This is a genomic window from Terribacillus aidingensis (assembly GCF_040703035.1).
Taxonomy (GTDB): Bacteria; Bacillota; Bacilli; order Bacillales; family Amphibacillaceae; genus Terribacillus.
This window is the reverse complement of the sequence record NZ_CP159996.1, coordinates 307,209-321,043: the sequence shown is the minus strand read 5'-3', so window position 1 is coordinate 321,043 and position 13,835 is coordinate 307,209. Positions and strand designations below refer to the sequence as shown.

General features: G+C 43.7%; 13 protein-coding genes. 6 read left to right on the top strand and 7 right to left on the bottom strand.

From position 1 onward, the window contains the following. Positions 1 to 18 precede the first annotated feature (18 nt). Entirely contained in the window at positions 19 to 1,428 is a 1,410-nt protein-coding gene (treP, locus tag ABXS78_RS01755; protein WP_366248665.1) for a PTS system trehalose-specific EIIBC component, read from the bottom strand. A gap of 209 nt (positions 1,429 to 1,637) precedes the next feature. Between treP and coaA the strand changes: the two genes are divergently transcribed. Both coaA and ABXS78_RS01745 read left to right on the top strand, forming a co-directional pair. Further along, positions 1,638 to 2,561 carry a type I pantothenate kinase gene (gene coaA / locus ABXS78_RS01750; protein WP_366248664.1) on the top strand — a complete coding sequence of 308 codons (924 nt, stop codon included), beginning with the start codon at positions 1,638 to 1,640 and terminating at the stop codon, positions 2,559 to 2,561. 23 nt (positions 2,562 to 2,584) lie between these two features. Then, a complete protein-coding gene (locus ABXS78_RS01745) occupies positions 2,585 to 3,451 on the top strand; it encodes a MurR/RpiR family transcriptional regulator (RefSeq protein ID WP_366248663.1) in 867 nt (288 codons plus the stop codon). A gap of 9 nt (positions 3,452 to 3,460) precedes the next feature. On the opposite strand, the gene ABXS78_RS01740 is transcribed toward ABXS78_RS01745, so the two are convergent. From ABXS78_RS01740 to ABXS78_RS01725, 4 genes are read right to left on the bottom strand one after another with little or no spacing between them, the layout of a single operon-like run. Further along, complete coding sequence (locus ABXS78_RS01740) at positions 3,461 to 4,105, bottom strand: lysozyme family protein (RefSeq protein WP_366248662.1); 645 nt, start codon at positions 4,103 to 4,105, stop codon at positions 3,461 to 3,463. Next, the gene (locus ABXS78_RS01735; RefSeq protein ID WP_366248661.1) at positions 4,089 to 6,698 is read right to left on the bottom strand and encodes a YfhO family protein; all 2,610 of its coding nucleotides are present in this window, start codon (positions 6,696 to 6,698) and stop codon (positions 4,089 to 4,091) included. Before ABXS78_RS01735 ends, ABXS78_RS01740 begins: the two co-directional genes overlap by 17 nt. Further along, positions 6,688 to 7,092 carry a GtrA family protein gene (locus ABXS78_RS01730; protein WP_366248660.1) on the bottom strand — a complete coding sequence of 135 codons (405 nt, stop codon included), beginning with the start codon at positions 7,090 to 7,092 and terminating at the stop codon, positions 6,688 to 6,690. The genes ABXS78_RS01735 and ABXS78_RS01730 overlap by 11 nt, the downstream gene beginning before the upstream one ends. Continuing rightward, positions 7,070 to 8,032, bottom strand: coding sequence for a glycosyltransferase family 2 protein (locus ABXS78_RS01725; protein ID WP_366248659.1), 963 nt, complete (start codon positions 8,030 to 8,032; stop codon positions 7,070 to 7,072). The genes ABXS78_RS01730 and ABXS78_RS01725 overlap by 23 nt, the downstream gene beginning before the upstream one ends. A 156-nt stretch (positions 8,033 to 8,188) precedes the next feature. Between ABXS78_RS01725 and ABXS78_RS01720 the strand changes: the two genes are divergently transcribed. Further along, on the top strand, positions 8,189 to 9,037 hold the full coding sequence (locus tag ABXS78_RS01720) for a Cof-type HAD-IIB family hydrolase (RefSeq protein WP_366248658.1): 849 nt from the start codon (positions 8,189 to 8,191) through the stop codon (positions 9,035 to 9,037). A gap of 9 nt (positions 9,038 to 9,046) precedes the next feature. Here ABXS78_RS01720 and ABXS78_RS01715 read toward each other — a convergent pair whose 3' ends face one another. Continuing rightward, entirely contained in the window at positions 9,047 to 10,048 is a 1,002-nt protein-coding gene (locus ABXS78_RS01715; protein ID WP_366248657.1) for an NAD(P)/FAD-dependent oxidoreductase, read from the bottom strand. 126 nt (positions 10,049 to 10,174) lie between these two features. Between ABXS78_RS01715 and ABXS78_RS01710 the strand changes: the two genes are divergently transcribed. Beyond that, complete coding sequence (locus tag ABXS78_RS01710; RefSeq protein WP_366248656.1) at positions 10,175 to 12,235, top strand: EAL domain-containing protein; 2,061 nt, start codon at positions 10,175 to 10,177, stop codon at positions 12,233 to 12,235. Between the two features lie 16 nt (positions 12,236 to 12,251). Here the strand turns inward: ABXS78_RS01710 and ABXS78_RS01705 are convergent, their stop codons facing one another. After that, the gene (locus ABXS78_RS01705) at positions 12,252 to 12,722 is read right to left on the bottom strand and encodes a nucleoside deaminase (protein WP_366248655.1); all 471 of its coding nucleotides are present in this window, start codon (positions 12,720 to 12,722) and stop codon (positions 12,252 to 12,254) included. Positions 12,723 to 12,901: 179 nt separating this feature from the next. Here ABXS78_RS01705 and ABXS78_RS01700 point away from each other — a divergent pair, with 179 nt between their 5' ends. Together ABXS78_RS01700 and ABXS78_RS01695 are read left to right on the top strand one after the other, a co-directional pair. After that, positions 12,902 to 13,234 carry a helix-turn-helix domain-containing protein gene (locus ABXS78_RS01700; protein WP_366248654.1) on the top strand — a complete coding sequence of 111 codons (333 nt, stop codon included), beginning with the start codon at positions 12,902 to 12,904 and terminating at the stop codon, positions 13,232 to 13,234. A gap of 152 nt (positions 13,235 to 13,386) precedes the next feature. Then, positions 13,387 to 13,689: a hypothetical protein gene (locus ABXS78_RS01695; RefSeq protein ID WP_366248653.1), complete on the top strand. Its 303-nt coding sequence runs from the start codon at positions 13,387 to 13,389 to the stop codon at positions 13,687 to 13,689. The last annotated feature ends 146 nt before the right edge of the window (positions 13,690 to 13,835 follow it).

Here is a 13,835-nt window from a genome sequence, read left to right as displayed (position 1 = left end):
ATAATCTCCTTTCCTTGATTACACATTCTTTTTTCTTTTAGCTACTAGATACGTTGTGACGAACGGCACCACAATGACTATTCCCATACCGATTGCAAAGGCTCCCCAGCTCACCGGCAGTATAGAAAAGATACCCGGTACACCGCCGATTCCTACCGAACTTGCCTCCACACCTCTCCAGGCAATGAATGTCCCAGCGACAGCCGAAGCTCCAAGAGCAAGGAAGAATGGATAACGGAATCGCAGATTCACACCGAACACTGCTGGTTCTGTTACGCCGAGCCAAGCACTGATCCAAGACGTCAGTGATAACCCTCTCAGCTTCTCATCCTTCGTTGCCAGCATCACACCAAGCGTTGCAGAACCTTGGGATATATTCGACAATGCCAGTATCGGCCATAAGAAGGTTGCACCTGTATTAGCAATCAGCTGTAAATCCAACGCAAGGAATGTATGGTGCAATCCGGTAACGACCAAAGCTCCATAAAGAGCACCGTACAGTAAACCGCCAACTGGAGCGACTGTATCGAATACAGCTACGAAGCCATCTGTAATGGCATTTCCAACGATGAACATAATTGGCCCGATTACGATGAAGCTTACAATACCAGTAAGCAGTAGTGCTACAGGAGCGACAACGAGCAGCTGAAAACTATCTGGTACTTTACGACGAAGGAATATTTCTATTTTAGCTAAGACCCATGCTGCGAAAAGTACCGGCAGCACTTGCCCTTGATATCCGATACGCTGGATCTCCAGTCCGAACAGATTCCATACTGGCGCATTTCCTTCCAGGGCAGCGCTAGCATAATCAGTCGGATTCAATAGGGACGGATGAATCAATGCCAATCCGAGCACCATCCCTAGCAGCGGACTGCCTCCGAATTTCTTGACTGCCGACCAGCCTATCAGTGCCGGCAGGAAGGCAAAGGCCGTGTTAGCGATTACATAAATCATATCAGCAATACCCGCCCATTGCGGATAAACCTCAATGATTGATGCATTGTCGAAGAAGATACCTGGATTATTTAAGATGTTATGAATACCTAGCAATAAACCCGCAGTTACGATAGCCGGCAAAATGGGAATGAAAATGTCGCCAAGCGTTTTTAATGCTCTTTGCAGCGGATTACCCTTCTTACTTGCCGTTTCCTTCACTTCATCCTTTGTAGATTCCCCGACTTCGGCAACCTGAATGAACTCTTTATATACTTTATCCACCGTACCTTGACCGATAACAACCTGATACTGGTTATTCGCTGAAAAAGAACCCTTTACAACATCAATGTTCTGCAGTGCATCTTTATCTACTTTACTCTCATCGGCCAACGCCAGCCGTAGCCGCGTGACGCAATGTGTTGCAGCTTGGATATTCTCTTTCCCTCCAAGTGCTGCCAGTATTTCTTCTGCCTGTTGTCTTAGATCCACTTCTGCCACCTCACCTAGTTTTGTAATGTAAGCGAATACAACAATAGCATAACTTGTATATACAAGTTATGCAAGAAATACCCACTCTTCTATACCCCAAGATTCAGCTCTGGATTATTAAATTTTGTCGTAGTAAAATGGAAAAGTATTTGTAACCGTTTTTACTTTGCACTATTTCTCAAATCCGCAGACAGAAGTTGAGGGTAATCATGCATACATACAAACCTTATTATCATTTTCCCCGGGAGGCGTGGGCTGCTCTTTCGGAAACGAAGACACCGCCCCTGACTCAAACAGAGCTTGAAGAAATCCGGGGAATAAATACGAGGATTTCTTTGCCAGAGGTAGAAACTGCTTATATGCCGCTGACACAGCTTGTCTCTTACTATTTGGAGTCAGCAGAAATGCTTCACGCTAAAGCAGGTAACTTCCTCGGTACGAACGAGAAGAAAGTTCCTTTCATCATTGGCATCGCCGGAAGTGTGGCAGTTGGAAAGAGTACTATCGCCCGATTGCTTCAATTACTGCTTTCCCGTGCACTGCCTGATAAGAAAACGGAGCTTGTAACGACTGATGGATTTTTGTATCCGAATGCTGTTCTTAAAGAAAAGCAGCTGATGCAGCGTAAAGGATTTCCGGAAAGCTACGATATAAAGGCATTGATCGATTTTATGGGACAGGTGAAATCTGGCAGCACAAATATTACGGGGCCGCAATACTCCCATCTCACCTACGATGTACTGCCTGAACAGACAGAATTAGTATCCGATCCAGACATTCTGATTGTTGAGGGCGTGAATGTACTGCAAGTGAAGAAGGAATATCAATTCTTTGTCAGCGACTTCTTCGATTTCTCAATCTATATCGATGCTGATGAATCAAACATTGAAAAATGGTACAAAGAACGTTTCCTCATGCTGCGCGCGACAGCCTTCCAGGATCCTAAATCCTACTTCCGCCATTACGCAGAAGTATCCCTTGAAGAAGCATTGGAATCAGCGGATAAAATCTGGGAGGAAATCAACGCTAAGAACTTACATGAGAACATACTTCCAACGAAAGGCCGTTCCGACCTTATCCTCCGTAAAGGAAACAATCACGAGGTCGAAGACGTATATTTGCGTAAACTCTGAAAGCGAAAGGGGTCTTTTCCGTCATGCCGGATATATACCATCGTATTTCCAGTCAGCGGGAGCAGATGTCGAAGTCCCAGAAGAAAATTGCCAATTTCATTATCGAACATCCAAACCAGGCACCTTTCCTCAATGTAGAGGGACTGGCGAATGCAGCAGGTGTGAGTGATGCAACGATCGTCCGTTTTGCTGCTTTCATGGGTTACCGTGGGTTTCCGGAGATGCAGCTCGCCTTGCAGAATGCTATGCAGGAGCAGCTGAATGCAACCGAACGGTTCAAGCATCCTTCAGAAGAAGCTCAGTCAGAGGACCAAGACTTATATGCCATCTTCCTGCGTGATCAAGCGAACATCCAGGAAACGATGGAGGCAATTGATATGCATGCCTTCCATGCAGCAGCTGATACAGTGATCAACTCTAAACGGATTTTCATTTTAGCGAATCGCAGTGCAGTCAGTGTTGCCGATCTATTGCATTATCATCTTTCATTCATCTTTGAGAATGTAGAAATCGTCGAACCATCTGACAGAGCAATAGACCAGATCTCCACGATACGGGAAGATGACGCACTAATTGCTTTGAGCTTCGTGCGTTATTCCAATCACACGCTGCGATTGTTCCAAATGGCAAAGGACCGTGGTGCAAAAGCAATCGCCATTACAGATGGGCTGTCATCACCATTGCTTACAGCAGCGGATTATTCATTCATGGCTTCTAGTAAATCTCCATCGCTGACACATTCCTTGACTGCTCCGATCAGCCTGATTCATGCATTCATCGCTTTGATCGGAAAAGAAAAGGCTGCAGACGTAAAAAAACGCCTCCGAACAATCGAGGAGGCGTGGCGTGATTTCAATGTGTTTTCTAATTTCAAACCCCCATCTGCTTAAGCGTGGGGGTTATTTTTCTTTATAAGCCGCTTCAGCAGCCGGCAAGTAGCTATAGACTGCATCCACATAATGAATATCTCCGTAGCATGCATCCAGTTCTTCGGACTCAGGTCTTATACAGCGGTAGTCTTCCGGATTATCAACCTTCTTATATTGCTGCTGAGCGAATTGAACTGCCAAGTCCTCACTGAACTCGCCACCGTTTTCTTCAACAAAACCGATAAAACCCCTTCCGAAGTTATATGCTTGGATAGCGACAGCTTCCTCTCCATCCGCTTCTTCCAGCATACGGAGAAAATGGGCAACACCGTAGGAAACTGACTCTTCTGGGTTCTTGATGCAGCCAACCTCACCGCATCTGCTTTCAGAAGACTGCATCGGATCATCTCCTCTGCCGCCGGATTCCTGCATCATAACCGAGAGAACGAGCGGCGCCAGAGACTCCTGATTCGATTTAGCCAATTCCTGTTCTACCGTATCCCGATAAGCTAGTACATCTTCAGACAGCACTCTGCCTTCCTGCTGCTCTTTGTCGTCATTCTCTACCAAAACAGAGATAATGAATAGCAGAAAGAAGAGACCCAATCCGAATAAAAATACTGTTCCGAATGCTGTAGAAAGAGATTGCTGCTTTCTTTTACGCTTCTTTTTCACCTTTCTCACCCGCCATATGACGTTTTCGCAAGAGAATTCCCCATACTAGAGAAACGAGCAGACTTCCGATACATAGAACTACCAGTATATTCCAATAAGGCGGCCGATAAGTGAAAACAATGTGGTTCTCTCCGTTCTGCAGCTGTACGCCAAGGAACGCATAATCTGCTTTCAAAAGCTCCCGGCTTTCACCATTGACTGTTACCTGCCAGCCTTTCTCATAAGGTACAGGTATTTTTAGATAGCTGTCTTCCTGCAGATTATCATAGTCTACTGTTACCTGATTATGGCTTATGGAGAATGGAATGTCCTCTGCTTCAGCAACGGCAAAATCAAGCTTTTGATAGTCTTCATGCTGCAAACGGAAGTCTTTCATTGTATAGCTTCCCTCTGGCAAGCGTATCCGGATAGTATCGGCCGCTTTAACCCGAATTGTCAATTCATCGACCTTCGTGCGATAAATTGACTGCTGCGATTTTCTGTTTGTTTCGAACTCATTGACTGTCAAGTCGTATAATGGTGCGCTGGCATCGTTATTTTTCAGATAGAAACTAACGTAATAATCACCTGTCTGCGGCAAATCATCACCCAGCTTCAGATCCAGGCCGCCCTCTGTTTGATCTACTTGGAGCTGACCATCCTGGTAGGTTCCTCCTGCTGCTTCCACTGAGACCTTATCCATCAGATCCGGAAGTGATTCGGCTTCTTCAGTCGAACTGCTTTCAGAAAGAATAATACCATCAAGCATTGCATGCTCCCGTTCAAGCGGTGTATGACTTTCCAATTCCTTCTCTTCAAACGCAGTTGCAGTAACTCTCGCAAATGGCAGTAAGTTATCATTCCGGTAAACAATATAATTACTGCTCTCCATGTACGGTCTAAAACCATATGGCGCAGCTATTTTCTCTTCTTTATCGAACATTATATATTTTCCATTCAGCATACTGTACAAATTCGCTCTGTTTCCAAACCCCGAATAGCGGCTGACGCTTTCCCGTTTCATATCGATATTCAAATCATGATAATAGAAAAACAGCAGCTCCTTATTCAAAATGCTCGAATAAATACTGATACCTGGAAAACCTAGGACCATATTTGTGTTATTATCATTTGTCTTCCATTCGAGTCTTGCAAAGCTCTCGTCTGACGCGAGTACATCATCTATCAGTCCCCGCTGTTCATTACTTGCGTATTTATCACTTGTCAGTAGCTGCTGCGTGGAATTCTCTACATTCCCAGCATCAGAGAGCTGCTTCTCCTGATGGGCATTGATCAGCGGTATATACGTTGCAAAAACAACCGTCAGACAGATACCTAACATCCATCCTTTCCTTTTTAGAATATAGAAAAGGAATGCCAGCAACACAAGCGCTGCTCCGGTCCAAACATACTTCGCCCAGTCATCTGCCAAATCCAGCGCCATATCATGGTGCAAATAAAGACTATATAACAGAACTGTAAGTCCTATAGCAACCAGCAGCTGCCATTTCTTCACCTTGTGTAACTGTGTAAGTCCCACAGCAATAGTCCCTGCAACAACGAACATGGATAAATACTCAAAACGGTATTGCGGAGCTGAAAAACCATTGAAAATACTCGCTATACGAGGACTTCCCTGGAAGAAAATGAACAAGATGCTTAGCAGTGCAAACAACCGGAACAGCTTGTTCTTATAAAAGCCTCCTACACAAATTAAGAAGACAAATAATACAGGCAGAAGTAACGTTCTGCTTGTGAATAAGATGTTATCATCGTTCCCATAAAAAGGTATCGGGTCTTCGAATGCCGGCCGGTAATTATTCAAAAAGGCATAGACAGACGGGATGAATGAAATGGAACCGATCCCGAACCCAAGCAATACGGACGGTATGAAAAAGAGCAGCTGGGATTTGATAGGCAGCTCATCTTCTGATAGCTTGATGAACCAGCGCGCTATCGCATAAATCCCTATAAAAATAAAGCTTATGTATGAAAAATAGAAATTATCGAAAACGGAGATTGCCACTGCAGCAATGAACCAGTAAGGTTTTCGCTCCCGGATAATTTTCTCCACTCCTAGTACAAGGAGCGGCAGCCACAGAAAGGCATTGGCGAAAAATTCCCAGTACACGACGTGCCTGAAATAGATGGCACTGCCGGCATAGAAGCACGCTCCGATAAAAGCAGGTACAAGCGGTATGCGTAAGTACCGAAACACACCCACCGCCAGCAAGAGTGCTGCTGTAAGCCTAATGATACTAACTGGCAGGATCGCTTTTGCCCACGTGATGACATCCGGGCTTCCAATCACATTGGCAATGTCCAGCAGCTTTATCACAAGCAATGTGATCAGATAAACGATGCTGGTCGAGAAATAATAAGCCAGCTGACTGTAAATTCCGCCGCCAAGTCCAAAGGAGAATGAATAGAAGAAATTCCCCTGCGTATATTGATCATACAAATGCTGCTTAAAGGGCAGCATTTGTGCCATTCCATCATTTGGTCCCAGCATGAAACGGCCGTCAACGTATTCTCGGATGAAATGCATATGTACTAAAATAGCAAATGTGAGTGCCGCTAAAACAAGCAGCACCAGTTTCCAACTACGCTTCATGTGTTACATCCTCACGTCCATTCTTCATGATTTTACTTGTGATGACAAACGTGATTGGCACAGTGAAGAAAACAGCTGCAATCGGCGCCACTGTACCGCTCCAGCCGAAGCCTTCGACGAATATATACACTAAAACAGAAGATACGGCTATATTGACAGCCTGCGTCAGCGGGAACTGGAAAAACTTCCGCCACGTTGGCCGTACACCGTACGTGAAATAACTGTTCAAGAAAAACGAAAAAATCATGCTGATGATGATCCCAATCCAATGGGATACGAGATAATAAATATCTGCAAGCTGATAGAAGAGCAGATATACCAGGTAATAGCAGATGGTGTTCAGTACACCGACGATAATAAAACGGGTAAATTCAAGCTTCCATATTTTTTTCATATTGTTTCCTTACCTCGATATTCGTATCTTTTACCAGGTAATGCGGTCTTCGTTTTGTTTCGTTGTAAATACGGCCGATATATTCTCCGATTACGCCCAAACTGACTAACTGCACTCCGCCCAGGAACAGGATGGCAGTGATCAAAGTGAAATAACCCGGTGTGACCACTCCTCGGACTAGCACTTCCACAAATGTATAAAGGATATACGCCAGCGATAGGAATAACACGATGAAACCAGCATATAAGCAGGCACGCAATGGCTTTGTATTGAAAGATACGATACCATCTATACCATAGTCAAACAGTTTTCCAAATGACCATTTGGATTCCCCGTTTTGACGGCAGACGTTATCATAGTAGACTGTCTTCTGCTCAAATCCGATCCAAGAAAATAATCCTTTTGAAAATCGATTGCCCTCGCTCAGGATTAATAGGGCGTCGATAGCCCGGCGGCTGAGCAAACGGAAATCCCCAACACCATTCTGGATACGGACATCGATAAACCGATTGATGATCTTATAGTACATTGTCGAAAGCACTTTGCGTGGAAGGCTTTCCCCTTTTCTGTTTCTTCTCGCGATAACTTGATCGTATCCCTCTTCGAATCCTTCCAGCAGTTCATGCAAAAGCGCAACCGGATGCTGTAAATCCGCATCAATGACGACTGCACAATCTCCTTTGGCGTGTTGGAAGCCGGCCAATATTGCTGCCTCTTTCCCGAAATTCCTCGTGAAAGACACATACTGCACGTTGTAGTGCATATGCGCTAATTCTTTCAGTTCCAATAGCGTGGTGTCAGAACTGCCATCATCCACATAAATCACTTCATAGTCATAAGGTGAGTATTGTAATTCTTTGGCAAGTTCTTCATAGAAGAGCTTAACATTTTCCGCTTCATTAAACGAAGGCACAATTACGGATAGTAATTTCCCAGCCATTCTTTTCCCTCCATTTGGTGTGAACCATTCTATATGTATTGTTAAAATTGTGAGCGGCTTGACTCCTTATTATACTTTACTACCCTTATTTCGTCAGTTTACATCCTATTTAAAAGAGGGAATATGTGTAAAAAAGAAGTAAAGGAGCTGAATCAAATGCCCAAATTAGTAGCAATAGACCTAGACGGAACATTTCTTAATCAAAATTACACTATATCCTCTCTGCACGCAGACGCTGTAAAAAAAGCGCAGCAAAAAGGGGCTGAAATTGTTATAGCAACAGGAAGAGCTGATTTTGATGTTCGGCGCCTCTTCCAAAGTGAACAGCTTTCTACCTGGGTTATCGGAGCAAACGGAGCTTCCACCTGTGATCCAGAAGGATATCTTATAGTTTCCTTACCCATGGAAACAATTTACGCAAAAGAAATAATCGCTTGGCTTAATGAAGAAAACTATTATTATGAAATCGTCACTAATAATGACATATTCATCACGAAAAAAGCAAAACAGCTGCTACAGGATGAAATGGATATCGTCTGGAACGTGGACAGAAATGAGATGGAGAGAGCTTGCGAGCGTCAGCTTGGACAGGCGAATCTCCAGGAGATAGATGACTATATCGATGTCTTCCAAGCGGAAAAAGAAATTTATAAGATAACGATTGTCAGCTTTGATGAAGAAAGACGACGCGTTGCGGCCGATACATTAAGCAAGAAAGGGCTGAATCTATTTTCTTCAGCCGATTTTAATATTGAAATTGTTGATGGGAAAGCATCAAAAGGAAACGCATTAAAAAAACTTGCAAAGAAACTGGACGTGAAGCAAGAAGATATCATTGCAATCGGCGACAGCATGAATGATTTGCCGATGCTGGAAGTGGCAGGAACGAAGGTAGCGATGGGCAATGCAACGGATGAGGTGAAGCAGCATTGTGATTATACAACCGAAACGAACGAGAAAGATGGCGTTGCCCATATGCTCGAACGTGAAATACTACAAAAATAGAGGCTGATATCAGCCTCTATTTTTTTGGTATTCAATTGTACTGTATACTTGCGCACTCGCTGAAGGGTCCAAATATAACTTTGCACTATTGACCGCTGTGATTGCCTCTGCGAATCCTGTCGCAATCAGCATATTCTTATTGCTATATTGTACAGCATCTCCCGCTGCGTAGATGCCCGGTACATTGGTCGCCATCTTATGGTCCACGATGACCTTGTTCTTATCCGTCCCGATTCCCCAGTTGGCAAATGGAGTTTGGGTAAGGTTGACATTTTCATAATACAACAGCGCATCTGTTTCATACATCATCTGCAGACCATCCCGTTCCACCAATAATGTATGCAATCCTTGGCTGTTCCCTAATAGCTTGGTCACTTTATGATTGTATTTTACGCGTATTGATGTCTTCTCAAGCGCTTCAATCACTTGCGGTGGCGTATATAAGAAATAATCACGCTGATTTAGCAATGTCACATCCTTAGCGATTTTCTCAAGCGACATCGCCCAATCGATTCCCGTCCGATTCATTGCATAGACTGTGACACGCTTATCCCGGAATTTTTCAGCTGACTTAAGATAATAATGCAGATTTTTATTCTCATAAAGAGCCGCTTCATCAAGCCGCAGCGGTTTCATCTGGTAGGTTCCCATTCCGCAGGTGAGGATGATCGTACGAGCCATATACAGCTTACTGGCGGTTGTTTCAACTTCGAATATCCCATTTTCTTGTTTTCTTATCTGCTCGACAAACTCTCCTGTTATGATTTCCGGTTCTGCCTTCCTGCTTTGATCAAGCAGTCTGGCAACCATTTCTTCCCCAGTAGCAACAGGATAAGCACCTACATCATAAATGTGCTTTTCCGGATAGAACTGCGCTACTTTCCCGCCGAAATCCGAAGTGGCTTCAATCAATAAAGTCGTCATCTTCCGCAGCTTTGTATAAAAGGAAGTATATAATCCGGTCGTTCCGCCTCCTACGATGATCACATCGTAGATAAAATCATTCCGCACTGTCATATCCTCCCTGTTGGCTAAGAATAATTACTATAATTTAATGAATATTTGTTTGCTTTTCCGTCCCTCGAGTATACAATATCCCTAAGACTATTTGACCACATAACAACTCGGAGGTTTTACATGCAGGAAGTCACTGGTACATATAACGTCACCTTTGTTGTCGTGTCCATATTCATTGCAATACTTTCATCTTATATCGCCCTGGATATGTGTTCCAGGATAAACCGCACGACAGGCTGGCGTAAATTCTTTTGGTTTATCTCCAGTTCACTTCTGATGGCTCTCGGTATCTGGTCGATGCATTTCATATCCATGCTGGCGTATAAACTGCCCGTGGAGGTCACCTACGATCCTGGCATTGTCATCTTGTCCATGATTTTCTCTTTTGCTGGTACCTCTATCGCTTTTTATCTTTCTTCTATAAAAATGACTGCATTCCGTCTCTTTGCAGGAAGCATCTCTATGGGAGCAGCAATTGTAAGTATGCATTACATAGGCATGATGGCCATGCGTCTAGACGGTATGATGCACCATGGAGGAGCCTATTACTATTTATCAATCATCATTGCTATTATAGCATCTTGTGTCTCACTGCTCCTGTTCCATTACTTCCAAAACAAAACCGGTCAAACACAGCATTTGTTTAAGTTTTTCAGCGCAATTACGATGGGCATTGCCATTTGCGGCATGCACTATACGGCAATGAAAGCGGCTGTCGTCCATGTGAACAGCAGTTCAATTCTGCCTGAACCTGTGTTTACGCCGAATAACATCAATCTTGCTATTAGCGTGATGCTTGTGATCCTGCTGACACAGGTATTGGCTTTTGTCTCTACTTCTACGGATCAGAAGCTGGCCGAACAAGCAGATCGATTGCGATATATCGCAAATCATGATGAATTGACGAATCTACCGAATCGCCGTTACTTTGAACAGCAGCTGCTTGTCTATTTAGAAGAGCGTAAAAATGGCCAAGCAGCTCTGTTCTTCATGGATTTGGATCGTTTTAAAGCAGTCAATGATACGCTCGGACATAAATTCGGCGACAAGCTGCTGCAGCTTGTCACATTGCGCCTTTCACAGATGCTTCCAGAACGGAGCATGCTTGCTCGACTAGGCGGAGATGAATTCACCTTGCTTCATCCAGCTGCTGAAAAGGAAGATGCGACACAGCTGGCACAAGCTATCATACAATGCGTAAAAGAGCCATTTTTCATTGAAGGACGGAAAGTGAGTGTCAGCACAAGTATCGGAATCGCTTTGATTCCTGATAATGGGACAACGAGTAAGGAAGTAATGCGTTTTGCTGATATCGCCATGTATTTAGCAAAAGAAAGCGGCAGGTCGAATTATAAGTTCTTTGCCAATGACAGCCTGCATGACTCACAACCATTGCTGCTGGAATCGGAATTATGCAGCGCCATCGCCAATGGAGAAATTCAGGTGTATTTCCAGCCTAAGATGGCAAGCGCCGGGGATTGTGTCTATGGTGTCGAAGCTCTATGCCGCTGGATTCATCCCATCCACGGAATCATTCCGCCAGCTAAGTTCATCCCATTGGCAGAAAAGAATGGAGACATCATTGCGTTAGATATGAAGATGATTGAACTTGTCTTTGCCGAAATGAACAAAGAAGCGTTCCGGGATCTTCATGTTGCGGTTAACATCAGCACCCAGCAATTTTATAACAATCGCTTCTTAAGCTTCATTCGCAAACAGATGGAGATATATCCTGAAGTAGATGTAACGAAACTGGAAATCGAAATAACAGAGGAAACCGCAATCCAAGATGTAGAAGGTGCTGCACATACAATAATGGAGTTAAAGGGATTAGGAATTCGTATTGCGCTCGATGACTTCGGTAAAGGCTACAATAGTCTCAATTACTTAAAACAATTGCCTGTAGACACACTAAAAATCGATCGCGCCTTCATTGCGAATTTGCCCGAGGATTTTCAGGATCAAGCCATCGTCTCTTCCATTGTGACGTTAGCGAAAAAACTCCAGCTCTCTATAGTAGCAGAAGGTGTGGAAAGCGAAGAACAGCTGACTTGGGTACAAAACTTACAGTGTGATTATGCACAAGGCTATATGTTCAGCAAACCGCTGCAAGTGTCCGAGCTCCTAACTTATCTCGATACTTTCAATGCAACACATAAAAAGAAGGCGACCCTCATATAAAGGAATCGCCTTTTCTTTAATATTCCACCTTATCTTCCTTCTCTGTCCATGCTCTCATTGGATCTGCTGTCTCATCACCACGGAGCTGTACCGTATGAATCTTTCGTTCCTCATAAGGTTTTTCTATCTCTTGATAAATGAAATCATCATCGAATCCAATTACAGCAGCATCCTTTTTCGTATAAGCGAAGTACAATGCTTTCGGACGAGCCCAATAAATTGCTCCCAAACACATCGGGCAAGGCTCACAGCTGGAATAAATGATACAATCCTCAAGCTCAAAATGACCCAATTTGCTCGTTGCGTTACGTATGGCCTGTATCTCTGCATGTGCCGTTGGGTCATGCAAGCTTGTCACTAAGTTCGTTCCTTCACCGACAATCTCTCCATCTTTTACAATGACGGCACCGAATGGCCCGCCCTTGCCGCTGTTCACATTGGCAACCGCTAATTTGCACGCATAATCTATGTAATAATGATGATCCATCTTATCTCCTCCTACATCATACTTTCCTTTTAATTATAGAATTTTTCTTAATTTTTAGCCAGAAAGTCAGTATAGAATCCTCAGCTTATAGGAATAATATACTTGTTACTTTTCGTAACCTCATATATAATGAAAAACAACAGTTGAAGTATACTGTGTTTATACAGAGGTGATGATAGATGAAATCCGAAGAATTATGTCCACGCTTTGAGTCAGGAATGGAGCTTTTAAGCAAACGTTGGACTGGTCTTATCATTTTCCGCCTCTTAGAAGGATCACAGCGATTCTCTGAATTGGAATCGTCCCTGCCAATCAGCGGGCGTTTGCTCTCTGAACGTCTTAAAGAGCTGGAAGCAGCGGGCATTACAACAAGAACAGTATATCCGGACACACCCGTCCGTATTGAATATGAACTGACTGAAAAGGGTCATGCATTGCGCCCTGTGATTACTTCCATAAGAGAATGGGCGGAAAAATGGGTTACACCGGATGAACCAGCCCCAACAAAATAATAATCCTTTCAAAAAACCTGCCCTTTTAATAGGACAGGTTTTTTTATTCGATTTAATTTCCGAATAGTAAGAATATTAATAAATAACCATTTACAATCCTACAAAATGGGTATATAGTTAAGAAATCAAAACGGATAGGAGGTGGGGAGGAAATGCAACGTAAAGCTGCTCTTTTATTTATCGGACTCGTGCTGTCTATCATGCTGCAAGTAATTGTGCTGCATCCAATGTATCATTGGGAAGCAAATGATATTCAACCACAGCACGTCGTTATCCATAAGGCTGATTTGCCGGATGATGAAAAACACTGGTTTCCGATCACAACACAAACAGCAGTCCTGACTTTTCTGCCCGTGCTGCTTGTTGCAAGTGTGATGCAAGCACGCATGAAGCAGACGAAGCAGGCGGTCCGGCATTTCCTGCTGGCCGTCTTCTATCAATCGAGTTACCGCTGAATAGTCTTCCCTTTTGCTTGAAGGTATCTTAGCATTCCAAAGGAGGGGACGAAAATGTTTGTGGCAAGAGCGATCATCGTCGTAGCATTTTCCATCAGTGCATTATCTATCTTTGCTTTTCAAGGCATTGAATTGGTGCACGCAAT